General features: G+C 62.9%; 21 protein-coding genes and 1 pseudogene. 14 read left to right on the top strand and 8 right to left on the bottom strand.

The genetic code is table 11. The features are described from left to right. Nucleotides 1–6 precede the first annotated feature (6 nt). From ESZ00_RS03885 to ESZ00_RS03890, 3 genes and pseudogenes are all read right to left on the bottom strand, one after another. The gene (locus ESZ00_RS03885; protein WP_129206856.1) at nt 7–189 is read right to left on the bottom strand and encodes an SRPBCC family protein; all 183 of its coding nucleotides are present in this window, start codon (nt 187–189) and stop codon (nt 7–9) included. Nucleotides 190–321: 132 nt separating this feature from the next. Further along, complete coding sequence (locus tag ESZ00_RS20000) at nt 322–471, bottom strand: hypothetical protein (protein ID WP_164981335.1); 150 nt, start codon at nt 469–471, stop codon at nt 322–324. Between the two features lie 128 nt (nt 472–599). After that, nucleotides 600–1,250, bottom strand: a pseudogene (locus ESZ00_RS03890) (M24 family metallopeptidase); the annotation flags it as partial. Nucleotides 1,251–1,367: 117 nt separating this feature from the next. Here ESZ00_RS03890 and ESZ00_RS03895 point away from each other — a divergent pair. The 4 genes from ESZ00_RS03895 to ESZ00_RS03910 are packed head-to-tail and all read left to right on the top strand — an operon-like array spanning nt 1,368 to nt 5,451. Beyond that, nucleotides 1,368–2,444: a thioredoxin family protein gene (locus ESZ00_RS03895; protein ID WP_129206858.1), complete on the top strand. Its 1,077-nt coding sequence runs from the start codon at nt 1,368–1,370 to the stop codon at nt 2,442–2,444. Nucleotides 2,445–2,456: 12 nt separating this feature from the next. Continuing rightward, nucleotides 2,457–2,774: a low molecular weight protein tyrosine phosphatase family protein gene (locus ESZ00_RS03900; protein WP_129206859.1), complete on the top strand. Its 318-nt coding sequence runs from the start codon at nt 2,457–2,459 to the stop codon at nt 2,772–2,774. Nucleotides 2,775–2,812: 38 nt separating this feature from the next. Further along, on the top strand, nt 2,813–4,189 hold the full coding sequence (locus ESZ00_RS03905; RefSeq protein ID WP_129206860.1) for a TldD/PmbA family protein: 1,377 nt from the start codon (nt 2,813–2,815) through the stop codon (nt 4,187–4,189). 2 nt (nt 4,190–4,191) lie between these two features. Further along, nucleotides 4,192–5,451, top strand: a complete 1,260-nt coding sequence (locus ESZ00_RS03910; protein WP_129206861.1) for a UvrB/UvrC motif-containing protein — start codon at nt 4,192–4,194, stop codon at nt 5,449–5,451. 104 nt (nt 5,452–5,555) lie between these two features. Here the strand turns inward: ESZ00_RS03910 and ESZ00_RS03915 are convergent, their stop codons facing one another. Next, the gene (locus ESZ00_RS03915; protein ID WP_204520149.1) at nt 5,556–5,759 is read right to left on the bottom strand and encodes a hypothetical protein; all 204 of its coding nucleotides are present in this window, start codon (nt 5,757–5,759) and stop codon (nt 5,556–5,558) included. Next, the gene (locus ESZ00_RS03920; RefSeq protein ID WP_129206862.1) at nt 5,759–6,277 is read right to left on the bottom strand and encodes a type II toxin-antitoxin system VapC family toxin; all 519 of its coding nucleotides are present in this window, start codon (nt 6,275–6,277) and stop codon (nt 5,759–5,761) included. The genes ESZ00_RS03915 and ESZ00_RS03920 overlap by 1 nt, the downstream gene beginning before the upstream one ends. Before the next feature lie 25 nt (nt 6,278–6,302). Between ESZ00_RS03920 and rpe the strand changes: the two genes are divergently transcribed. The 10 genes from rpe to ESZ00_RS03970 all read left to right on the top strand — a co-directional run bounded on the left by rpe (nt 6,303) and on the right by ESZ00_RS03970 (nt 19,734). Then, on the top strand, nt 6,303–6,998 hold the full coding sequence (rpe, locus tag ESZ00_RS03925; protein ID WP_129206863.1) for a ribulose-phosphate 3-epimerase: 696 nt from the start codon (nt 6,303–6,305) through the stop codon (nt 6,996–6,998). Between the two features lie 102 nt (nt 6,999–7,100). Further along, the gene (locus ESZ00_RS03930; protein ID WP_129206864.1) at nt 7,101–8,774 is read left to right on the top strand and encodes an outer membrane protein assembly factor BamD; all 1,674 of its coding nucleotides are present in this window, start codon (nt 7,101–7,103) and stop codon (nt 8,772–8,774) included. A gap of 178 nt (nt 8,775–8,952) precedes the next feature. After that, nucleotides 8,953–11,757: a valine--tRNA ligase gene (locus tag ESZ00_RS03935; protein WP_129206865.1), complete on the top strand. Its 2,805-nt coding sequence runs from the start codon at nt 8,953–8,955 to the stop codon at nt 11,755–11,757. A 27-nt stretch (nt 11,758–11,784) separates the two neighbouring features. Beyond that, a complete protein-coding gene (nadC, locus tag ESZ00_RS03940; protein WP_129206866.1) occupies nt 11,785–12,681 on the top strand; it encodes a carboxylating nicotinate-nucleotide diphosphorylase in 897 nt (298 codons plus the stop codon). 2 nt (nt 12,682–12,683) lie between these two features. After that, nucleotides 12,684–13,490: a biotin--[acetyl-CoA-carboxylase] ligase gene (locus ESZ00_RS03945; protein WP_129206867.1), complete on the top strand. Its 807-nt coding sequence runs from the start codon at nt 12,684–12,686 to the stop codon at nt 13,488–13,490. 3 nt (nt 13,491–13,493) lie between these two features. Further along, nucleotides 13,494–14,303, top strand: coding sequence for a type III pantothenate kinase (locus ESZ00_RS03950; RefSeq protein ID WP_129206868.1), 810 nt, complete (start codon nt 13,494–13,496; stop codon nt 14,301–14,303). A gap of 2 nt (nt 14,304–14,305) precedes the next feature. Next, nucleotides 14,306–15,016: a hypothetical protein gene (locus ESZ00_RS03955; protein WP_129206869.1), complete on the top strand. Its 711-nt coding sequence runs from the start codon at nt 14,306–14,308 to the stop codon at nt 15,014–15,016. Then, the gene (locus tag ESZ00_RS03960) at nt 15,013–16,293 is read left to right on the top strand and encodes a class I SAM-dependent RNA methyltransferase (protein ID WP_129206870.1); all 1,281 of its coding nucleotides are present in this window, start codon (nt 15,013–15,015) and stop codon (nt 16,291–16,293) included. The genes ESZ00_RS03955 and ESZ00_RS03960 overlap by 4 nt, the downstream gene beginning before the upstream one ends. A gap of 128 nt (nt 16,294–16,421) precedes the next feature. Next, nucleotides 16,422–19,022, top strand: a complete 2,601-nt coding sequence (locus ESZ00_RS03965) for a ComEC/Rec2 family competence protein (RefSeq protein ID WP_164981336.1) — start codon at nt 16,422–16,424, stop codon at nt 19,020–19,022. A gap of 397 nt (nt 19,023–19,419) precedes the next feature. After that, nucleotides 19,420–19,734, top strand: a complete 315-nt coding sequence (locus ESZ00_RS03970; RefSeq protein WP_229740937.1) for a hypothetical protein — start codon at nt 19,420–19,422, stop codon at nt 19,732–19,734. 49 nt (nt 19,735–19,783) lie between these two features. Here the strand turns inward: ESZ00_RS03970 and ESZ00_RS03975 are convergent, their stop codons facing one another. From ESZ00_RS03975 to ESZ00_RS03985, 3 genes are read right to left on the bottom strand one after another with little or no spacing between them, the layout of a single operon-like run. After that, nucleotides 19,784–20,563 carry a DUF3108 domain-containing protein gene (locus ESZ00_RS03975; RefSeq protein ID WP_229740938.1) on the bottom strand — a complete coding sequence of 260 codons (780 nt, stop codon included), beginning with the start codon at nt 20,561–20,563 and terminating at the stop codon, nt 19,784–19,786. Between the two features lie 8 nt (nt 20,564–20,571). Then, nucleotides 20,572–21,150, bottom strand: a complete 579-nt coding sequence (locus ESZ00_RS03980; protein WP_129206872.1) for a methyltransferase family protein — start codon at nt 21,148–21,150, stop codon at nt 20,572–20,574. Beyond that, nucleotides 21,150–22,208, bottom strand: coding sequence for a glycosyltransferase family 9 protein (locus tag ESZ00_RS03985; RefSeq protein WP_229740939.1), 1,059 nt, complete (start codon nt 22,206–22,208; stop codon nt 21,150–21,152). The genes ESZ00_RS03980 and ESZ00_RS03985 overlap by 1 nt, the downstream gene beginning before the upstream one ends. Between the last annotated feature and the right edge of the window lie 4 nt (nt 22,209–22,212).

The following is a 22,212-nucleotide window of genomic DNA, read 5'->3' on the forward strand; positions in this document are numbered from 1 at the left end:
ACCTGTTCAGGGATGCGATTCTGCCCTGGTCTTGAGCGCTTTCAGCCAGGCCAGGTCTGTATTGGTCAGTTGGCTCGAAGAGACAAAGCGCGCGACCAGCGGCCCTTCCAGCGATTCCTGCACGATGACGACGGTACCGCCATTTGCCGTGGGCCTCAATTCCCACAGGTGAACGGCTTTCGCCATCATGGCCTCTCCCGTCCATGCCAACCGCCTCTGATCTTCTTCCAATTGAACCTGAGAATGAATCTCCGTGCCGGAAAGGCTCCATACAAAACGCGTTCCCATCTTCAGAGAACCGGGCACGGAGACGTTACTCACCTACGGATTCCATCCCGGCCAATTCTGCGCATTGATGAGCAGCGCCCATATCTTCTCCGGCGATGAGGCAATCTGCAGCTCAACATGAGCCTGCACCGGCGCCGTAGAATCGATCGCGCCACTTGCGGCGAGCTGATTCAATGCCGCCATGCGCCGGCCGCATCCACTGGAGACAAGCAGAAACAGCGAGAGAGTGGCTGGAAAAAGCATCCTGCGAAAAACGCCAGTTTTCAATTGATCGTCCCTTCCACTTCGCCGCCAGGCCTTCCCTATAGACGTCAATCGACTGTCAGCAGCTCTTCGAAGAAGCCGCCGATCCGCCGCTCGCGATCGACAAAGTGAATTTCGAGAATCCAGTGGCGCCTGCGGCCTTCTTCGTCGAGCGACTGCATAGGCAGCCGGCTCTTCGGATGGATATAGAGCGTCACTTTGTCTCCGGCGATGCGCTCGTGCGGAAATTGCCCGATCAGGTGCCCGGCAATGGGACCGCCGAACTCCCAGCCGTACTTCTTGGCGAGCGACGCCGCATAGGCATAGAACTCGCTCGCAGTAATTTCCGGATGCTCCTTGAAGTAGCGCTTGCCGTCGGCAAAGGCCCTTGCCGTGTCGTCCCGCAGCTTGAGCTTCGCCGGGTCCGATCCGATAACGAAGGTGCGGCCAAAGTCTGCTTCGTACTCCTCGAAGACCGGGCCGAGATCGAGGAAGAGAATGTCGTCCTCGCCGAGAGTATGATCCGGTGGATTCTCCGCATACGGCAGCAGCGTATTGGCCCCGGCGCGCACGATACGCTTGTGCCAGTAGGTCGAGATGCCGTACATCTCCTTCGCCAGATCGTAGATCTCCTGGTTGAGCTGGCTCTCGGTGATACCGGCGCGCATGAGGCCGCGCGCTTCAACCTCATGGAAGAGATGCACGGCCTTATCCTGCGCGTGGCGGAGCTCTGTAACCTTTTACTGCTCGAAGCGATCTACTGCTTGGGTCTGTTCTGCCATGCGGACTGCACCTCGTCCCCTATAGTGTTGCCCAGAAGAGGAGCCTGAATCCAGATGCCGCTCTCCCGCCTATCGAAACTGCTCAAGGTTTTTACCGGAATTGCGCTGGCCGCCGCGCTCGCCAGCCCGGCCATCGAAGCGCCCCGCGCCGATGCGCAGGGATTCTTCGGCAGCCCACAGCTTTCCGGCCTCTCCGGCGCCACGGCCTGGCTCAACTCCAAGCCGCTGACCGCAAAGGACCTCAAGGGCAAGGTCGTCCTCGTCGACTTCTGGGACTACTCCTGCATCAACTGCATCCGCTCGGTGCCCTACATCCGCGCCTGGGCGGATAAGTACAAGGACAGCGGCCTGGTCGTCATCGGCGTGCACGCGCCGGAGTTCGACGTGGAGAAGCTGATGCCGAACGTAGAGCGGGCGGTGCAGAAGTTCCACATCACCTACCCGGTGGCCGTCGATAACGATCGCAAGATCTGGTACGCGTTCAACAACCAGTACTGGCCCGCGCACTATCTTTTCGACGCCAAGGGAAGGCTGCGCTATCAGCACTTCGGCGAAGGCGAGTACGACGTGACCGAGCAGCAGATTCAAAAGCTGCTGCAGGATGCGAACGCGAAGAGCATGCCCACCGGCATCGCCAGCGTACACGGCGAGGGCGCAGAGGCTGCGGCCGATATCCGCGACGTGCGCTCGCCGGAAACCTACATCGGCTATGCGCGCTCGGAGAACTTCGTCTCGCCTGGCGGTCTCAGGCAGGATTCCGACCGGACCTACCCGGAGCCGAAGCACCTGGACCGCAATGACTGGGGGCTGATCGGTGAATGGACAGACCATCCGCAGGCCGCCGTGCTCAGGTCGGCAGGTGGAAAGATCGTCTTCCGCTTCCACGCGCGCGACCTGCACCTGGTGCTCGCGCCCGGAGCGGACGGCAAGCCGGTGCGCTTCAAAGTGACGATCGACGGGCAGGCCCCGGGCGAGAATCACGGCACGGATACGGACGCGCAGGGCAACGGCGTCGTGACCGAAGACCGGCTTTACCAGCTCGTCCGGCAGAGAGGACCGGTCGAAGACCATACCTTCACCATCGAGTTCGAGGATGCGGGTGTGCAGGCGTTTTCGTTCACGTTCGGATAAAAAGAAGCAGGAATGAACGTCTTATTTATCTGCAGCCGCAACCGGCTGCGAAGTCCAACGGCAGAAGAGCTGTTCTCGGCCTATCCGGGTATCGAGACAGCCTCTGCCGGAACCAATCCCGATGCCGAGAACCTGGTTTCAGCCGATCTGGTCGAGTGGGCCGACCTTATCTTTGCCATGGAAGCCGTGCATAAACGCAGGCTGAATGCGAAGTTTGGCCCACTGCTCAAAACCCGCCGGATCGTCGTGCTCAGCATTCCCGACAAGTACGACTACATGGACGAAGCACTGGTGACGCTGCTCAAGCAGAAGGTGTCCTCGTACCTGTGATGTGATTGTCGAATCTCGCGCGCAGTAAGATAGACGGGATGCCAACTGCCGTATCCGCCAGCCTTGAACAGATTGCCACCGAGATTGTCCGCCAGGCCCAGAAGGCCGGCGCCTCCGATGCCGAAGTGACCGTGCGGGAGGGCGATGAGTTCTCTGTCTCAGTACGCATGGGCGAGGTGGAGACGCTCAAGGAAGCTGGCTCGCGCGGCGTGGGACTGCGCGTGCTGGTAGCCTCCGACAACGGCTACCGCACCGCCAGCACCTCGACCAGCGACTTCACTCCCGAGGGCATTGCCCATCTGGTGAACGGCGCACTGGCGCTGGCGAAAGTGAGCTCCGAGGACCCCTTTGCCGGGCTCGCCGAAGCCTCCGAATTCGGATCGCTCCCGGACGACCTCGAGCTCTTCCACGAGGATGTCTATGAGCTGCCGACGGCCGAGCGCATCGCCTATGCGCGGCGGGCCGAAGCGGCTTCGCTGGCCGTCGACACGCGCATCACCAACTCGGCAGGAGGGAGCTTCGACGCCGGAACCGGGCGCAAGGCCTTCGCCAACTCGCGCGGCTTTTCAGGCGAATACCGCGCCTCGTCGTGCTCCATCTCCTGTAGCCCGATTGCTACCGGCAGCGCAGGCGAGATGCAGCGCGACTACTGGTACACCTATGCCCGCTCCCTCAACGGCCTGGAGACACCGGAATCTGTCGGCGAGACGGCCGCGCGGCGAACGCTGCGCCGGCTCGACGGCCGCCGCGTGAAGACGCAACAAGTGCCGATTGTCTTTTCGCCCGAAGTGGCACGGGGACTGATCGGGGCCATCTTCGATGCGGCCAGCGGCGATGCCATCTATCGCGGAGCCTCGTTCTTTACCGGCATGCTGGGCGAACAGGTCGCGGCGGAGTCGGTCACGGTCGTTGACGACGGAACCATCGTCGGTGGCTTCGGAACTTCCCCCTTCGATGGCGAGGGGCTGCCTTCGCGGCGAACAGTGCTGGTAGAAAACGGCGTGCTCAAACACTACATGCTGAACACCTACACGGGGCGCAAGCTGGGCATGAAGAGCACCGGTTCGGCCTCGCGCGGCCTTGCAGGCAATCCCGGCACCGGGCACGGCAATCTTTTCCTCGAAGCCGGATCGCTGACGCCGGATGCATTGCTCAAGGACATCCCCACCGGCCTCTACGTGACGGAACTGATCGGCCAGGGCGTAAACATGGTCACCGGCGACTACTCACGCGGCGCATCCGGTCTCTGGATCGAGAACGGCGAGCTGACTTTCCCGGTGCAGGAGATCACCATCGCCGGGAACCTCAAGGAGATGTTCCGCAACATCACCGCCATCGGCAGCGACCTGGTCTTTCGCGGATCGGTGGCTTCGCCCACGCTGCGCATCGACGGCATGACCATCGCCGGAGAGTAGCGATGCTGGCGCAACAGCTGAATTTCGAGGCGCGCGACCCACAGTGGCAGAGGATTCCGGAAGCCGCAGGCGTCTTCGCGCTCTTCGGTGCGGATGAGCGGGCAGAGCCATACCTGAGCCGGACGCCGAATCTCCGGCGGCGGCTGCGCAGACTGCTGGACCCGAAGCCGGAGCAATCGAAGCGGCTGCGTCTGGCCGAGGCCGTACGACGGATCGAATACTGCGTCACCGGCTCGGATTTCGAATCGTGGCTGGTGCTCTACCGTGCCTCGTTTGCAACCTTCGGCGACCGGGCGCGGAAGCGGCTGAAACTGCGGCCGCCGATCTTTCTCCGCATGGCGATGGAGAACGCCTACCCGCGGGTTTACGTGACCAACCGCATCACCAAAGGCGCGGGCGACAATCTTTTCGGACCGTTTCCTTCCAGGAATTCTGCCGAAACGGCGCTCGAAGCGATGCTCAACCTCTTCCTGCTGCGCCGCTGCACCGATGAGCTTCATCCCGATCCGGCCTTTCCCGGCTGCGTGTATTCGGAGATGAAGAAGTGCCTCGCGCCGTGCTTCCAGGGCTGCACCGATGCCCGCTATGCGGAAGAGTCAGCCGCCGTGCGGGATTATCTGGCTACGCGTGGCGAAAGCCTGAGGAAAAAGCTCGAGGCTGAACGGGATACCGCCTCGGCCAAGCTGGATTTCGAGCGGGCGGCGGAACTCCATAGCAGGGTGACGAAGGCAGAAGCGGCCGCGGCATGGATACCGGCTGTGGTGCACCCGCTGGCGAAACTACGGGCACTGGTCATCCAGCCCTTTCTGGACGGAGAGGCGGAACAGGTAGCGTTGTTTCTGCTCGAAAAGGGCTGCCTGGCCGGGCCGGTGCCCTATTCGGTCGCCGGGATGCGCCACCAGAACGAGCAGTCCGGCTCCTCTTCGCTCTTCGCGCAGCCGATGGCGCTGCAGGCCGTTCCCCTGGGCGAAAGCGGCGGGGCGGCGGTTCAGCTAGCCTCCCGCGATGTATTGGAGGAGCGGCTGGAGACGGCGCTCGGCGAGCTGCGCCGGCAGCTGGCTGAGAACAGAGGCGGCACGCAGCAGACAGCCGACCAGCTCTGCCTCTTCAGCCGGTGGTATTTCCGGCCGCAGGCGCGGCGGGTGGGCGAGGTCTGCTTCGCCGACGAAGATGGCGGTCTGCCGAAACGGGCGCTCCTGCGGGCAATTTCGCGGGTCTACCGGGCAGGGACAGAAACGGCGGGCGAGCCCCGCGAAAGCTGAATCAGGACAACTGTGTCCATGCTGAGTGGATACAGGTGGCCTTTTCTTGAGGAAAAGGCCACGGAGAGCATGTGCCAGACGGGTATATCTGTCCTGATTCTGCTTTAATCGCGCGGCTCAAGCTGACGGGCAATTTCCTCGACGGTAAGGCCTTCGAGCCATTGACCGCGATCGCGAGTGTAATCGCCGTTGCCGGAACGGTAAAGATGGAGGAATCTGGCCAGCCCGTAGGCCCCCAGCTCCCGCTTGAGTATACCGAAAGCGTGCTGCTCGAACTCCTGGTCGGACATTCGCTCGAGAGGAACCATCAGGAATGCCTCCTTATCCAGTTTATCGGATTCGCGACCTCGATCGCGGGAAATCCAAGCCCTCGTCCTGCCTGCCGGAGGAACCGATCATCCGTTGTAATCAGAACATCGGCTTCCGCCTGCTCGGCACAAGCCAGGTGCAGCGCGTCGAATGCTCCGTAACCGATGCTCTCCAGGGTCTTCGCACGCTCGATGGTAGAAGAGGAGGGCCGGATACGCTCTGAAGCCATGGACAGCGCGAGATAAGCATATTCCCTTCGGTCCGGATACGGATTCCGGGCAGTTTCCATCTCCAAGACGGAACTCGCGATCCAGAGAGCGGTACCTTGCGAGAAAAGGCGAAATATCTGCTGAACAGCCTCGGATTCTACCTGAATCCGAAGCTGGCTCTGATCATCCGTCAGACGATTCAAAGCACAGGCGTCGAGATAAACTCGCTTTGGCAGCATGGCTAGGGTTGGCGAGACCAGCCTACCCGTAGAGTGCAAATTCTCATCCTGCCGGGAGCCCAATTTCACCCCCGGCTGCTAAACTTGTGTCATCTTGGTCGAGCTACTTCCATCGATTCTTTCCGCTGACTTCGCCCGTCTGGGTGAAGATGTCCAGGCCGCGGAGCGCGGCGGGGGCACCGTCATCCATGTGGATGTGATGGACGGGCATTTTGTGCCCAACCTGTCGCTGGGCATTCCCGTGGTGAAGAGCCTGCGCAAGGTGACGCACCTGCCGCTGGACTGCCACATGATGGTCACGAACCCGGATGAGTTCGTGCCGGCCTTTGCCGAGGCGGGCATCAACTGGATGAGCGTCCACTATGAGGCCTGCCCGCACCTCCACCGGTCGCTGCAGCTGATCGAGCAGCACGGCATGAAGCCGGGCGTGGTGATCAATCCGGCGACACCGGTCGAGCTGCTGATCCCGATTCTCGGCATGGTGCACCATGTGCTGGTGATGAGCGTGAACCCAGGATTCGGCGGACAGAACTTTATTCCCTATTCCCTCAATAAGATACGCCAGCTCAAGGAGCTCCGGCAGGAGCTCGGCCTCAGTTACCGGATCGAGGTCGATGGTGGCGTTGCTCACGACACCATCGCCATGGTCGTCGAAGCAGGAGCGGAACTACTGGTGGCCGGGAGTGCTGTGTTCAACGGCGGCCGCGCGGAGCAGAATGCCCGCGAACTGCTGGAAATGGCAAAGCAGGCCGAAGAGCGGGTCCGGAACGAAGTACGTTTACAGGTTTAAGTCGTAGCAGAAGCTTCAGGTTTCAGCAGCAGGGGGCGAAAAGCGGAGTAAGCCGCGGGGCGCGCCCAAAAGAAATAGCCCAGCGGGGATTTTAGGGGTGTTATGAATCGCGTTGTTAACCAGATTGCCGTCGCAGGCCTTTGCCTCATGCTGCTGCCCTCGGCGCATGCTCTCGGCAAGAAAAAGAAGAAGCAGACGGACCTCAGCGCCAATCCGCTGGCCGATGTGAAATCGAAGCAGCCGGATAAGGAGCTGTTCGACAAGGCGATGCTGGCGCTCAAGAAGGGCAAGTTCGACGTGGCCCGTCTCGACCTGCAGACCCTGCTGAACACCTATCCGGAAACCGAGTACGCGATGCGCGCCAAGCTGGCCATCGGCGACACCTGGTACAAGGAAGGCGGCTCGGCTGCCCTGCAGCAGGCCGAGAACGAATACAAGGACTTCATCACCTTCTTCCCGAATACGCCGGAAGCTGCCGAAGCCCAGATGAAGGTCGGCGACATCTACTTCCAGCAGATGGAAAAGCCGGATCGCGATCCGCAAAACGCCGAGCACGCCGAGCGTGAATATCGGACGATGCTGCAGGATTTCCCCGATTCGCCCCTGGTTCCCCGCGCCAAGCAGCGCCTCCGCGAAGTGCAGGAAGTTCTGGCGCAGCGGCAGTACGAGATCGGCAGCTTCTACTTCGGGCACGAAAACTGGCCGGCGACCATCGCCCGTCTGCAGACCGTGGCCGACAGCTATCCGCTCTTCAGCCACTCGGACATGACGCTGATCATGCTGGGCGACGCCTATGCGACACAGGCGCACATCGCCAGCCGGCTGAATATTCCTCCCGCGGCAAAAGCCAAGCTGGTGAAGATCTACAACGACCGCGCCGGAGCAGCCTGGGAACGCGTCGTCCTGCGCTACCCCATGGCGCCGCACGTCGAAGATGCCAAGGATCGCCTGATCGCGCTGGGCCGTCTTGTGCCAGACCCGACGCAGCAGCAGTTGGCCGAGAGCGAAGCGGAGGAAGCCAGCCGTACCAACGTAAAGCTCCGCGACCGCGCGCTTCTGCTGGTCAAGCATGGCCCCTCGACGATACAGGCAGCCCGCGTGGGCGAGCCGACGCTCACCGATCCGCCGCAGACGAACGCGCCTGAGGTGCAGAAGCAAACGGTAGCCATGTTCACCGCGGCAATCCGCAACCAGCCTCTGCCCGGTGTGAATGCACAGGGTCAGGATGCGACGGCCACGGCACTTGCCAACGGCACGCCTGCCAGCGCCCCGCCGCCGGCAGCAACAGCCGGAGGCCTCAAGCTCGAGACCGTTCCCGATGCGGGCGGCAGCGCGGGCAGCACGGTGACCGTGGAAGTACCGAGCGACGGCTCCGCACCGACCGGCGCCACGACAGCTCCGCGCAGCGACGAGCCTGCGGGTACAGGCAGCGGAGAAGCCCCGGCCAGCAATGCCGTCGGCAATGGCTACGATCCGAACGCTGTCTCCCACCCGACGAGCGAAGCTTCGCCTGATGCGGTGGTAAATGGTCCGAAGGATTCGCCTGCCGTCTCCGGAGTCAAGCCGGTTGAGAGCAAGCCGCTGCCGGCCGTCGACGCACCGGCTGCAGCTCCGAACCAGATCAACGACGTAAAGAACCCGACGCATGCCCAGGTCAATACCGGCACCTCGGCCAAGAAGAAGACCACCAACAAGAAGGCGCCCTATGACAGCAGCGAGGAGTCTTCGAGCAAGCACAAGAAGAAGAAGGGCCTGGACAAGCTCAACCCCTTCTAAACCTCATCGCAGTTGCTGCAAACCGGAGGGGCCGCCAAGCGCGGCCCCTCTTCTATTTCGTATAGGGCGAATCGCCTTCGGCCTCCGCTCCGATGGTCGCGATCCGGCAGTGGGAATCGCTGCCTGCGGCAACATCGGCTTATGAAATGCTTTATCGTGAAGAATTGGACTCCTTGAAATGCCAGAAGAATTAGCCAAAGCCTACGACCCGACAGCGATTGAAGATCGCTGGGCCGCCTACTGGGTGGACGAGAAGCTGTTTGATGCGCCCCCGGCCGAGAAGCTGGCCGGCAGCACTCCCTTCACCATCCTGCTGCCGCCGCCGAACGTGACTGGCCGTCTGCACATGGGCCACATGCTCAACCAGACGGAGATGGACATTCTCTCCCGCTGGCACCGCATGCTGGGCGACCCGACGCTGTGGCTGCCCGGCACCGATCACGCCGGCATCGCCACGCAGATGATGGTGGAGAAGCAGCTCATCGCCGAGGGCACGCACCGCAAGACTCTGGGCCGCGAGGCCTTCGTCGACCGCGTGTGGCAGTGGAAGCAGCACTACGGCGGCGCAATTCTCGAGCAGATGAAGCGGCTCGGCGCGAGCGTGGACTGGTCGCGCGAGTACTTCACCATGGATGAGAACCTCTCCATCGCGGTGAAGGAAGCCTTCGTGCGCCTCTACGAGCAGGGGCTCATCTATCGCGGCAACTACATCGTGAACTGGGACCCGATTCAGCAGACCGCGGTGTCCGATCTCGAAGTGACGCACGAAGAGCGCGTGGGCAAGATCTACCACGTGCGCTATCCGCTGGCCGATGGCTCAGGCTCGATCGTCATCGCGACGACCCGTCCCGAGACCATGCTGGGCGACGTGGCCGTGGTGGTAAATCCCGCCGACGAACGCTATCTCGCGCTGCAGGGCAAGCTGCTGCGCCTGCCGCTGAGCGCCGTCAACGGCCAGCCTGAGCGCGAAATTCCGATTCTCGCCGACAACTGGGCCAACCCCGAGTTCGGCACCGGCGCGGTGAAGGTGACGCCGGCGCACGATCCGAACGACTACGAGATTGGCCAGCGCCACAACCTGCCGCAGATCACCATCATGGACGAGACGGCGAAGATCGACCTGCCGGGCTCGCCCTATCACGGCATGGACCGCTATGCCGCCCGCGAAAAGATCGTCGAAGACCTGCGCGAGCTTGGCCTGCTGGTCGACGTGAAGGATCACAACATGGCCATCGGCCTGAGCCAGCGCTCGGGCGCGGTGGTCGAGCCGCGTCTCTCCACGCAGTGGTTCGTGGCCGTAAGCAAGAAGCCGAATCACGGTGGGCCCACGCTCGCCGAATCCGCGATTGCTGCGGTGAAGGCGGATGAGAACGGCAAGAAAGCCATCCGCTTTACACCGGAGATGTACGAGAAGACCTACCTGGAGTGGATGACGAACATCCACGACTGGTGCATCTCGCGCCAGCTCTGGTGGGGCCATCGCATTCCCGCGTGGCACTGCGGTACCTGCAAGGAAGTGAACGTGGCGCGCGAGACGCCGAAGGCCTGCGCGAAGTGCGGCTCAACGGAGCTGACGCAGGAAACCGACGTGCTCGACACATGGTTCTCCTCAGGTCTGCTGCCCGTGTCTGTGTTTGGATGGCCCACGAAAGACGGCAATCCTACAGCAGACATGACAGCCTTCTATCCGACATCGCTGCTGCTGACCGGCTTCGACATCCTCTTTTTCTGGGTAGCGCGCATGATCATGCTCGGCTGCCACTTCATGCTCGAAGTGCCCGAGGCCAATGGTGCAAAGCGTGAGCTGAAGAATGCCGTGCCCTTCCGCGAGGTCTACATCCACGCGCTGGTGCGCGATGCCGACCGCCAAAAGATGTCGAAGACCAAGGGCAACGTGATCGACCCGATCGAGATCGTGGAGAAGTACGGCACCGATGCGGTGCGCTTCACGCTCGCGTCCATGGCCTCGCCCGGCACCGATATCGCCTTCAGCGAAGCCCGCACCGAGGGCTATCGCGCCTTCGCGAACAAGATCTGGAACGCGGCGCGGCTGGTCTTCATGAATGTGGGACGCGCAGCCGAGGCCGGCATCCACATCGATCCGCATTCGCTGGCCAATTCACTCGGGCCGGAAGAGACAGCGCCGCTGGAAGCGCGCTGGATCGTCTCGCGCCTGAACCGCACCGCCGAAGAAGTGAACCAGGCGCTCAGCAACTATCGTTTTCACGAAGCCGCGAACCTGGTCTATCAGTTCTTCTGGGGCGACTTCTGCGACTGGTATCTCGAAATCGTAAAGCTGCGCCTGGACTTCAGCGAAGGAGCCGATCGGCAGGCGGCGAAAGCCGCGCTCGGCACCCAGCTCTCGACCTTCGAGGCTGCGCTGCGCCTGCTCTCGCCGTTCATGCCTTTCCTCACCGAAGAGCTGTGGCATGCCCTCTACGAAGGCCGCCCGCCGGCGCACTCCATCGCGCTGTCGCGCTATCCGCAGGCTCTTGACGAAGCGCTGGACAGCTCGGTAGAGCAGGAGATGATTACCCTGCAGACGCTCATCGTCTCCGTTCGCGCCAGCCGCAAGGACCTGGCGGTGGAAGAGCGTGCGCAGGTGCCGCTACGCGTTGCGTGCAATGCCGAAATACGCGCGCGTATCGAACCGAATGCGCAGATTGTCGAGCGTCTCGCCCGCGTCTCCGGCATCGAATTCCCTGAGACGAAGCTCGAAGGCAGCGGCATCCGCTCCACGCCAGAGTTTGACGTGCAGGTGGTCTATGAGAAAAAGATCGATCCTGCGGTAGAGTGTGAGCGTCTCAAGAAGGAGCTGGCCCGTCTCGAGAAAGAGCACGAGAACGGCCAGCGGCAACTGGGCAACGAGGCCTTTATGGCAAAGGCTCCGGCGCACGTGGTGGACGGGCTGCGCAAGCGGTTCGCCGAGGTAACAGGGCTGCTCGAGAAGACGCGGGCGGCACTGGCAGAGCTGGCCTGCTAAGCGCGAGAGGCCGACGGGACACGACGAATGGACTGGAAGAGCAAGAAACTCGAAGCCATCCTGGAGCAGGCGCTGGTCGAGGACAAGGCGACCAACGACATTACGACCGCAATCACCGTGGACCCGAAGCTGCGCGCCTCGGCCACGGTGATCGCCAAGCAGGACTGCGTGATCAGCGGGCTGGGTTCGATTCCCCGCTTCCTCGACATCTTCTCGCGGCTCGATAAGAAAGCAAGCGGCCGCTACGAGGTCATCAGCCATCCGGAGATGTTCGACGGCGTGCGCGTGAAGAAGGGCCAGGCGCTGGCGGTCATCCGTCACAACGCCCGCGTCATTCTTGCCTGCGAGCGCGTGATCCTGAACCTGATGCAGCGCATGAGCGGCATCGCCACGGCCACGCGTGAATATGCGGACGCGATCAAGGGCACGAACGCCAAGGTACTGGACACGCGCAAGACCGTGCCCGGCCTGCGCCTGCTCGACAAGTACGCGGTGCGCTGCGGCGGCGGCGAGAATCACCGCCTCGATCTCTCCGACGGCATCCTGATCAAGAACAACCACATCTCGCTCGGCGGCGGCGTGGAAACGGTGCTGAAGCGCGCACGCGAGCTGCGCCAGCCCGGGCAGGTGATCGACATTGAAGTGCGCACCTTCGACGAGCTGAATATCGCGCTCGAAAACGGCGCGGAATCCCTGCTGATCGATAACATGACGCCCGCGCAGGTAAAGAAGGCCGTGGGTATCGTCCGCGCTTTTGAGAAAGAGCGCGGCGTGTCGATCCCCACAGAGGCTTCAGGCGGCATCACCATCGAGAATATCCGCAAGTATGCGCTGGCCGGCGTGGACTACATCTCGGTGGGCGCGCTCACGCACTCGGCCGTGGCCGTGGACCTGAGCATGCGCATCACGGCGGAGATTTACTAGCCGTGGAGTCCTCTGCATTCGACCTGCCGGCGCTCGATCATGCGCTGGCGGGCACGCGCTTCGCGGGCAAGCTTGAGTTCTTTCCGACCATCCACTCCACCAGCACGCATGCCATGGCGCAGGGCGAAGCAGGTGCTGAGGATGGCACGGTTTACTTTGCTGACGAGCAAACGGCCGGGCGCGGACGCGGCGCACATGCATGGGCTTCGCCTCCGGGCTCCGGTCTTTACGTAAGCGTGCTGCTGCGGCCGCAGCTGGCTCCGGCCGATGTGCTGTGGATGTCGCTGGCCGCAGGCCTCGCCGTGCATGATGCGATCCGCGCACTTACTTCGCTCGAAGCCGACCTGCGCTGGCCCAATGACCTGCTCTTCGGCAAGCGCAAGTTCTCGGGAATACTTACCGAGTTAAATGCCGAAGTCACGCGCGTGCGCTATCTCGTCATCGGCATCGGCATCAATGTGCACCAGCCTGCATTTCCAGACGAGCTCAAAGACCTGGCAACCTCACTGCATATCGAGACAGGCCGCGACTGGCCCCGGCAGGAGCTGCTGGCGCTGCTCCTGAAAGCCATCGACCGCGAAGTGAATGCGCTAACGATATCGACCAGCGAAGCACAGCAGGAGATTCTGCGGCGGCTCGAGCGGGCTTCATCCTGGGTGCGCGGCAAGCAGGTCTATGTAGAAAACCAGCCGGGAATGGAAGGCGTAACCGAAGGTCTCGACCCGCGCGGCTTCCTGCAGATCCGCACGGCAAACGGATTGCGCACCGTACTTTCTGGCGGTGTGCGCGAACAGAAAGGCTCGCGATAACCGATGCTTCTCACGTTAAACGTCAACAATACGAATACGGTGATCGCGCTCTATCCGCTCACAGACGGCAACCCCGGCGAGCTGCGCATGACCTGGCGCATCAGCACGCGCCATCAGCAGACGGCCGACGAGTATGGCATCCTCATCCGCAACCTGCTGCAGGGCGAAGGCGTGGACAGCGCGGCGATCACCGGCATCATCATCGCTTCGGTCGTGCCGCCCATCGACTGGATTCTGCGCCAGTTCTGCGAGCGCTACTTCAAGCAGAAGCCGGTCTTCATCGAGCCCGGCGTGAAGACCGGCCTGCCCATCCTCACCGACAATCCGAGCGAAGTAGGCGCGGACCGCGTAGCCAACTGCGTGGGCGCATTCGAGAAGTACGGCGGCCCGTGCATCGTGGTGGACTTCGGCACGGCGACCAACTTCGACGTGATCTCGCGCAAGGGCGAATTCCTTGGCGGCGCCATCGCGCCGGGTCTGAACATCTCCGCTGAAGCATTGTTCGCACGCGCCGCGCGCCTGCCGCGCGTGGAGATCAAGAAGCCGGCAAAGGTCATCGGAACAAACACCGTGGATAACCTGCAGATCGGGCTCTTCTACGGACATATCGGGCTGGTCGACAGCATCCTCGCGCGCATGATCGCAGAGCTGGGCGACGATACGGTGTGCGTAGCCACAGGCGGCCTGGCCAACCTGATCGCGGGCGAGTCCAAGTTCATCAAGCACGTGGACGACACGCTGACGCTCGAAGGACTCCGCATCATTTATGAGCGGCAATCGCGCGCGCAGAAGAAACCGGCTGCAGGACGCTGACGGTGCAGAATTATTTCAACTACTTCACCGAGATCGAAGTGCACTTCCAGCGGCGGCGTGGATCGCTGCTGCTGCTCTCGACGCTTGACTGGGCGCTGATCGAGACCTGGCGCGAAGCCGGCATTCCGCTCGAGGCCGTGTTGCGCGGCATCGATACCTCCTTCGACAAATTTGACGCACGCGCCGCGAAGACCCGCGTCCGCCGCGTGAATGGCCTTGCATACTGCTCGCAGGCCATCATGGAAGCCGTCGAAGAGATGAAGGAAGCCGCGACCGGCGCGGCGAAGCAGGAAGCGGATGCCGAATCGGCAGCACCGGGCTTCGAACAGGAGCGCATCGCCGCACACTTGCGCGAGTGCGCGCAGGAGCTGGGACAGGCTCGCCTCACCAGCGTGGCAGCGGAGCTGGCCGCAACGAATATAACCAGCCTCAACTCGCTGGCGGAAGAGGCGCTGGCATCTCAGCCCAATCTCGAAGAGCTGGATCGACGCCTGCTGGTGATGGAAGAGAAGCTGCTCAGCGCACTGATGGCCACCGCTCCGGAAGAGGAACTGGTGACGCTGCGCACCGAGAGCGAACGCGAGCTCGCGCCGTACAAGGCGCGCATGCAGGCCGCACAGATCAAGCAGGTAGAGCAGCAGTTCCTGCACAAGCGATTGTTCGAGCGTTATCGTCTGCCAAGGCTTAGCCTGTTCTACATGAGGCAGGGATGAAGCTCATGATCGAAAAGGCGATCTACGGCGGCGCCGGGCTGGCGCGGCATGAGGGCAAGGCCGTGTTTGTGCCCTTCACGCTGCCCGGCGAAGTGGTCGAGGCACGGATCGCAAGCGATCGCGGCAGCTATGCGGAAACCGAGCTCGAAGCCATCATCACCACATCGCCCGATCGCACCACCCCGCCGTGTGCGCACTTCAGCATCTGCGGCGGCTGCCATTATCAGCACGCCACTTATGCGGCGCAGCTGGCCATGAAGTGCGACATTCTGCGCGAATCGTTCGAGCGGGCGAAGGTGGCGGAGCGATCGGGTGGATTGCCGGAGATTGAGGTCCTGAGCGGCGAACCGCTGGGTTATCGCAACCGCGTGCGCCTGCATATCGACACGCAGACAGGACAGCTCGGTTATCGCAAGCGCGGCTCGCATGAGACACTGGCCATTGCGAGCTGCCCGATCGCAGCGCCTCTGCTTGTTGAAGCCATCCTGACGCTGAACGCGAACAGCGAGGCATGGGGACTATCGCAGAACTTCACAGAAATTGAGCTCTTCACCAACGGCGATGCGCTGCTGATTTCCCTGTGGGCCGAAGACGATGCGCGCGCAGCCTTTGCGCGGCTGTGGCCGATGCTCGAAGAGGCGCTGCCCGGATGCCTGGGTGCAGCGGTATTTTCTTCCGAGCGCGGCAAGCATGCGAGCCGGCTGCTCACCGCTGCCGGCGAACCGGGCTTTGCCTATCACGCTGCGGGGCGTGAGTACGGAGTGAGCCTGGGCTCATTCTTCCAGGTGAATCGCTACCTGATCGATCCGATGGTCGAGCTGGTGACCGCCGATAGGAGTAGCGGCTCGGCCTGGGATCTTTATGCCGGTGTCGGCCTCTTCGCGCAGGCGCTCGGCGAGCGCTTCGAGCGGGTGACGGCAGTGGAGTCCGCGCCGAGTTCCAGCGCCGACCTGCGCCGCAATCTTCAAGGCAAAGCACAGCGCACCGTAAAGGCATCGACGCTCGATTTCCTGCGCGGGGCGGCCGCGCGCAAGGAAAAGACTCCGGACCTGGTGGTCGTCGATCCGCCGCGCGCGGGGCTGGGCAAGGACGTGACTTCCCTGCTGGGCAAGATCGGTCCGCGGCACATTACCTACGTTTCCTGCGATCCGGCGACTTTGTCCCGTGACGTGAAATCACTGCTAGACTCGGGCTACTCGCTCGAGCGCCTGCACATGGTGGACATGTTCCCCGAGACCTTTCACATGGAAAGCATTGTGAAGCTCAGCAGGAAGTAGCACATGCGCGGCCGAGGCTGCGCATGGCCGCCACTCTTACCACTCCCGCACCGGCAGCATCCACACGGAGACGTCGCCGTGGGCGTGCGCCGCGAGTTCCTCATTCTTTCGAGATGCATGCCGCACCGATGCTTCCGGCAGCGATGGCCTTTGTCTTCGGTCTGTGGCTGGGGCACCGGCTGCAGTTCTTCGCCGGACTGCTTTTCCTCGCGCTCGCACTGGCATTTGTCACCGCAATCGTGGCAAATGGACGCGCACCGCGGCTGGCATGGCCATCGGCGCTGCTGGTATACGCCATCCTCGGAGCATTTGCGATCACCGTGGCACCGCGGCCCGACCGTCAAGCGGCGTTGCGACAGTTCGCAGACCATCAGCTGCATACAGTCGATGGTGTCGTGACGCGGCTGGGACCGGTGCGCGTCAGCGAGTCGGCCGGACTCTTCTCCCATGCGCTCACCGAAGAGCGCGGACAGCGGATCGACCTGCAGATCATGCATATGGATGGCGAAGATCTTGCGCGTCAGGCAGCAGGAGTGCGGCTGGGCATCTTCGCCCCTGCAGATGCGAGCTTTCCGCAATTCGCATGCGGCGAGCGTGTGACGGCGCGAATCGCGATGCATGAGGAAGAGCATTTCGGCGATCCAGGGGTATGGGATGCGGGCGAGTATCTACTCTCGCAGGGCATCGGAGCGCTGGCCAGTGCGAAGACAACAGCCCTCACAGTCGTTGGCGTGAGCCGTCCCGGCTGGCGGGCGATGCTGCGCTGCCGCCTGGGCCAGATGCAGGAGCGGGCCAGCGCGGCCGTGCTGGCGCTCGCATCGGACCCGCATGCGGCACGGCTGCCGGCGTGGCTGCGGCTCTCCGGCGAAGACGCGGCGATGCTCACCGCCATGGTCACCGGCGACCGGACCTACCTGCGGCATAGCCTGCGCGTAGGCTTCGAGCGAACGGGAACCTTTCACCTGCTGGTCGTCTCCGGACTGCACCTGGCCATCTTCGCCGGGCTGATCTTCACGCTGGCTCGCCGATTGCGCGCAGGACGTATCGCAACCGCCGCAATCACGGCGGCGGCCGCAACAGCCTATGCGGTCTTCACCGGATTCGGACATCCGGTCGAGCGCTCGCTGGGCATGGTGCTCGTCTATCTCGCCGCCGGGTTGCTATGGCGCGAGCGGCGGCCGATGAATGCGCTGGGGCTGGTCGCGCTGCTGCTGCTCATCGCCGCGCCCAACGATCTCTTCGACGCGGGCATGCAGATGACGCTGCTGACGGTGATTGCAGTCGCAGGCGTGGCGAGGCCGGTACTGGAGCGCACGCTCGAGCCCTATCGGGGCGCGCTGCGCAATCTCGGCGAGGTGCGCATCGACCCTTCGCTTTCGCCGCGCATTGCGCAATTCCGTGTCAGTCTGCGGTTGCTGCAGGAACACCTGCTTCCGCTCACCGGCGCTTTCCTCACCTTGCGGCTGCTGCCGCGCCTGCTGCGGATGGCCATCGGCGCGTGCGAGCTGATGGCGGTCACGTGCAGCATCGAAGTGCTGATGATGCTGCCGATGGTGACGTACTTTCATCGCGTAACCGTGCTGGGGCTGCCGGTAAATCTCCTCATCGTGCCTCTGCTGGGATTGCTGCTGCCGTGCGCGCTCGCAACTTTCGCAGCGGCGTTATTGCGGCCAGCATGGGCATGGCTTCCCGGAGCAGCCACAGCAGCGCTGTTGCACCTGGCAACGGCGATTGTCGGCCTTGCCTCGCATCTTCGCGCGGCCGAGATGCGTTGTCCCGATCCGGCAGGATGGACCATCGCTGCATGGATGGCGCTGTGCCTCGCGGCGATCGTTGCATCCAGGCTGCGCCGGCGTTTCGCGTTGCAGATGACAGTAGCGGCATTGGCCGCCGCCGTGGCGATCCTCCTGTTGCCTCCCGCAGTGCAACGCCACGCAGGCGTGCTCGAAATCACAGCGTTCGACGTGGGCCAGGGGGATGCGCTGCTGATTGTCTCGCCTAAGGGCCGCACGCTGCTCGTCGACGCGGGCGGTCTCGTCGGTACCTCGCCTGACTCGAATTTCGAGGTGGGTGAGGATGTCGTCTCGCCTGCTCTGTGGGCACGCGGCATCCGGCAGCTGGATGCGGTCGCCATCACGCACGCGCATCTCGATCACATCGGCGGCATGGCAGCGGTGATTGCGAACTTCCATCCGCGCGAGCTGTGGGTAGGGCGGAACCCCGAGAGCGCGGCCTATGACCGCGTGCTGCGCGCCGCGCATGCGGCAGACACACACATCCTTGCCCACGCAGCCGGCGATGCGTGGAACTTCGGCGGCGCAAGCGTACAGGTGCTGTGGCCTGCGGCCAGCTATCAGCCGGGCACAGTCGCCTCGAACGACGATTCCCTGGTGCTGCGATTGGCCTATGGTGCGACATCCGCGCTGCTCGAGGGCGATGCCGAGGCGCGCACCGAGGCAGCGATGGAAGCCGAAGGCGGTCTGCGCTCTACTCTGCTGAAAGTGGGGCACCACGGCAGCATCACCTCGACGACGCCGGCGTTTCTTGCCGCCGTAGCTCCAGACTGGGCGGTGATCTCTGTCGGGAGACGGAATTTCTACGGCCATCCCCGGCGCGAAGTGCTGGAGCGGCTCGCGGAAGCAGATGTGGGCACGCGGCTAACAGAACTGACCGGGATGACGAGCTTTTATCTTGACGGCAAGGGAGTCGCACCCGGCAACTGGCCCTGAGTGCCATACGCGGTGGGGCGACCACTCAGAGCCTGTTATGAACTTTCGCGCGAGCGGCGTTGCGCGGGAAAATCGGCCCAGACCGGGGTCCCCACGGACAGGTCCTGGTCCGTGGGGTGGGAGACGAGACGGAGGACGAAGACATTGGCGATTCCAAGGCGAGGACGACAACGAAGTATGGGCCGATTTTCCCCGCAACCCCCAATATCCATTTTCAGGGGGCTGGGGCCAATTTTCCCGACCTCTTCGTCGCTCGCCGCTCGATCTCAGAAAAATTGGCTCCCAGCGACCGCCGCGGGAAAGTTCATAACAGGCTCTTAGATACCGCGGGCGAATCTTTTTGCTCGAAGCGGCGTCGATAAAGAGTAGGATGCCTCGCAAGGAGGAACGTTCGTACATGGGCTCACGCGATATCGAAAGTGCGGCACCTCTTTCCAACCCTTCGCATGCGGGAGCAGCCGCAGATGCGGTGTACGACTCTCAGCTCGAAGTGCAAGAAGAGCGCAAGCTCCGCCGCCTGCAGATGATGATGGACCTGGTGATGTCCGTCATCGGGCAGGACAAGAGCCTGACCGTGGACGAGGCGGCGGTGATGATTGCCGACAGCCGCAAGGCGGCGCTCGCCATGTTCCCGGACAAGGAACTGGCCTACAACCTGATCTACAAGCCACGTCTGCAGCGGCTCATGCGCGAACGCTACCGAATCCAGTAAAAGACAAAGGGCTGCCCGGATTCGAGCAGCCCATCTCTATCTGTTTCCTCTACTTCTGCTCGACCGACGTCAGGCGGAAGGTGATCGTGCCCCAGAAGAGGCGCGCGCGCATCTGCACGGGCAGATGGCGATCGTCGTCCGTGTACCAGATCCAGATATTGCCACGGTTCTTCACGATGCCCGCATCGGCTGTCGGCTCCACGCGAACCGTCTGATAAGTGCCGGCCGGGGTCTTGATCTCTTCCCTGCCCTCGACCTTCATGGTCACCGGGATGGTCTTCATCGCATCGGCCAGCGGCACCTGGAAGCTCTGGCCTACGGTCATCGGCTGGGAGGCGGCATAGAAAATCGCCGAGAGCGAGTCTGTCACGCACGCGGGGATGGAGCTTTCCTGATGCCGCGTGATGCGCGAGACGAGATTGGTCTCGCTCTGGAATGCCTTGTGCTGCGTGTAATCGAAGTGCAGCTCGCTGTTCACCTGGCGGCGGCCTTCGATGAGCTGCTTCGAAAAGCTGTCCGAGCAGCCCGTGGAGCGATGGAAAGCGGACTGAAAGCGGTCGGTGACGCGGAAGATGAGGTTCACCGCGCCGATGGTGTCAGCCGTCACCGAGACGCGCTGCAGGTCGCCATCCTGCTCGAGATGAAACGCCACAACACCGGCGGGAAAAACGCGCCAGTCGACCGCATAGTTGAGGGTCTGCTTCGCGGGAAAGCTGTATCCGGCATGAGGCGGTGGAAGCTGCGGAGCGGGCTGCTGCGAATGGGCTGGAGCTCCGGCAAACCATGCCAGGCCAGCTAAAAGAGGAAGCAGTCGACGACTACGGATCAAATCGATTCTCACCTGCCGGAGGGGATGACGCCTGCCTGGGAAAGATAAAGGCGCAGGACCAGGGCCGCATAGATGGCCAAGGCTCCTATAAGGGCATTGTACTCGCGGTGTTTTTTGTAAAGAGCCGGCGAGAATAAGCCCGGCGCCGCGCTTTCCTTCGAAGCGCTCGTAAGTCGCGGGAAAAGACGCGGCACACGGCGGCAATAATCGTCGAACCCCGGAAAAGCTCCGCGCAGGAACTGCTCTTCGCCCTGAATGACGGGGATGTAGATGATGGCAAAGAGCGCGGCGAGCGCCAGCGCAATCCACACGCTGCGCGCAGCCAGCGCAAAGCCGAAGGCGATCATCATCGAGCCGAGGTAGAGCGGATTGCGCGTGTAGCCGTAGGGACCAGTCGTGGTGAGCTCAGCATTCTTCTTCACGTAGCCCGATGCATAGGCACGCAGAGCGACGCCGGGGACAACGAGGATGAGGCTCAGTGCCAGGAACGGCAACGTCGGCCGCGCCATCCAAAGGAAGAAGAGGGCAAAGGCAAAGCCGAGCGGGACGCGAATACGCTTGGCGATCTTTTTCCATCCGCCAGCCATCAGAGATTCTCCTTATTTCGAGCATCAAGCAAATCGAGAGCCGCCTCAAGGACCGCCTCAGGGGTAATCGTAAGCAGTCCCGACTCGGGCTCGGCGCGGCGGGTATGGTCGCGGCGGCTCTCGGGATGGCGCAGCACGTGAAAACGACCGCCGAATGGGCCGTTGCGCGCCGGATCGGTGGGACCAAAGATGCCGACCACCGGACGCCCCAGCGCCGAGGCCAGATGCAGCGGGCCGGTGTCCCCGGCGATCAGCAGCGAGCAGCGGCGGGTGAGCGCGATCAGCTCGGTCAGCGAAGGTTCCGTCAATTGGACGAAATCCCCAGCCGCGGCGCGCAGCTCCTTGCCCAGAAATTTTTCGCCAGGGCCAAGATTCACGACGATGCCGTATCCGGCGGCATGCAACGCGTGGGCTACCACGGCATAGCGCTCGATAGGCCAGCGCTTGGCGCCCCAGCCTGCGCCGGGGTTGAGCAGCACGAAAGGACGGCGAAACGCGTCCGCAGCCTGCTCCGTCTCAGGATCGACAGGCAGCGCGGGTGGAACAACCGGCAGCGGCACGCCCGCCAGGCGGCTTGTAACCTCGACCGCCTGCTCGATGACGTGAACGCCCTCGGTGGGCACACGGTCGTGAAAGAGCCAGCGCGCAGCCGCTTCGCGGGGCTTGTCTTCGCCGATGATGCGTCCTGTCCCGGCAAGGCGGCCAATCATGGCCGAACGGACGGCGCCCTGCAGATCGAGGCAGGCATCGTAATGCGCGTCCTGCAACTCGCGCCGCAGCTCCCGGATCGCCGACCACGTCCGGCGCGCAAAGGGCTCACGGGCCCAGCGCTTGGCGGGCACAACGTGCAGACGATCCACCAAGGGCTGAGAAATGCCTCGCACATCGGAGTCAGGAGCGGCGAGCAGACCGGTCCATTGCGGCTCCACGGCCCAGCCCATATACCAGTCCGGATATCGCTGGCGGAGCGCGGTGACCGCAGGCAGGGAGTGGAGAATGTCGCCCATGGCGCCCAGACGCACAATGAGGACTCGAAACTGCTTTGTTCTGTTCGGCAAAGCC

Origin of the sequence: Silvibacterium dinghuense (genome assembly GCF_004123295.1) — a bacterium.
Taxonomy (GTDB): Bacteria; Acidobacteriota; Terriglobia; order Terriglobales; family Acidobacteriaceae; genus Silvibacterium; species Silvibacterium dinghuense.

Coding starts and splice junctions, on each gene's coding strand:
- ESZ00_RS03900 (WP_129206859.1), top strand. CDS start 2,457: ATGAACGTCTTATTTATCTGCAGCCGCAACCGGCTGCGAAGTCCAACG.
- ESZ00_RS03980 (WP_129206872.1), bottom strand. CDS start 21,150: ATGGCTGGCGGATGGAAAAAGATCGCCAAGCGTATTCGCGTCCCGCTC.
- ESZ00_RS03950 (WP_129206868.1), top strand. CDS start 13,494: ATGCTTCTCACGTTAAACGTCAACAATACGAATACGGTGATCGCGCTC.
- ESZ00_RS03910 (WP_129206861.1), top strand. CDS start 4,192: ATGCTGGCGCAACAGCTGAATTTCGAGGCGCGCGACCCACAGTGGCAG.
- ESZ00_RS03895 (WP_129206858.1), top strand. CDS start 1,368: ATGCCGCTCTCCCGCCTATCGAAACTGCTCAAGGTTTTTACCGGAATT.
- ESZ00_RS03930 (WP_129206864.1), top strand. CDS start 7,101: ATGAATCGCGTTGTTAACCAGATTGCCGTCGCAGGCCTTTGCCTCATG.
- ESZ00_RS20000 (WP_164981335.1), bottom strand. CDS start 471: ATGGCGGCATTGAATCAGCTCGCCGCAAGTGGCGCGATCGATTCTACG.
- ESZ00_RS03905 (WP_129206860.1), top strand. CDS start 2,813: ATGCCAACTGCCGTATCCGCCAGCCTTGAACAGATTGCCACCGAGATT.
- ESZ00_RS03915 (WP_204520149.1), bottom strand. CDS start 5,759: ATGGTTCCTCTCGAGCGAATGTCCGACCAGGAGTTCGAGCAGCACGCT.
- ESZ00_RS03965 (WP_164981336.1), top strand. CDS start 16,422: ATGCTTCCGGCAGCGATGGCCTTTGTCTTCGGTCTGTGGCTGGGGCAC.
- ESZ00_RS03960 (WP_129206870.1), top strand. CDS start 15,013: ATGAAGCTCATGATCGAAAAGGCGATCTACGGCGGCGCCGGGCTGGCG.
- ESZ00_RS03970 (WP_229740937.1), top strand. CDS start 19,420: ATGGGCTCACGCGATATCGAAAGTGCGGCACCTCTTTCCAACCCTTCG.
- ESZ00_RS03935 (WP_129206865.1), top strand. CDS start 8,953: ATGCCAGAAGAATTAGCCAAAGCCTACGACCCGACAGCGATTGAAGAT.
- ESZ00_RS03885 (WP_129206856.1), bottom strand. CDS start 189: ATGATGGCGAAAGCCGTTCACCTGTGGGAATTGAGGCCCACGGCAAAT.
- nadC (WP_129206866.1), top strand. CDS start 11,785: ATGGACTGGAAGAGCAAGAAACTCGAAGCCATCCTGGAGCAGGCGCTG.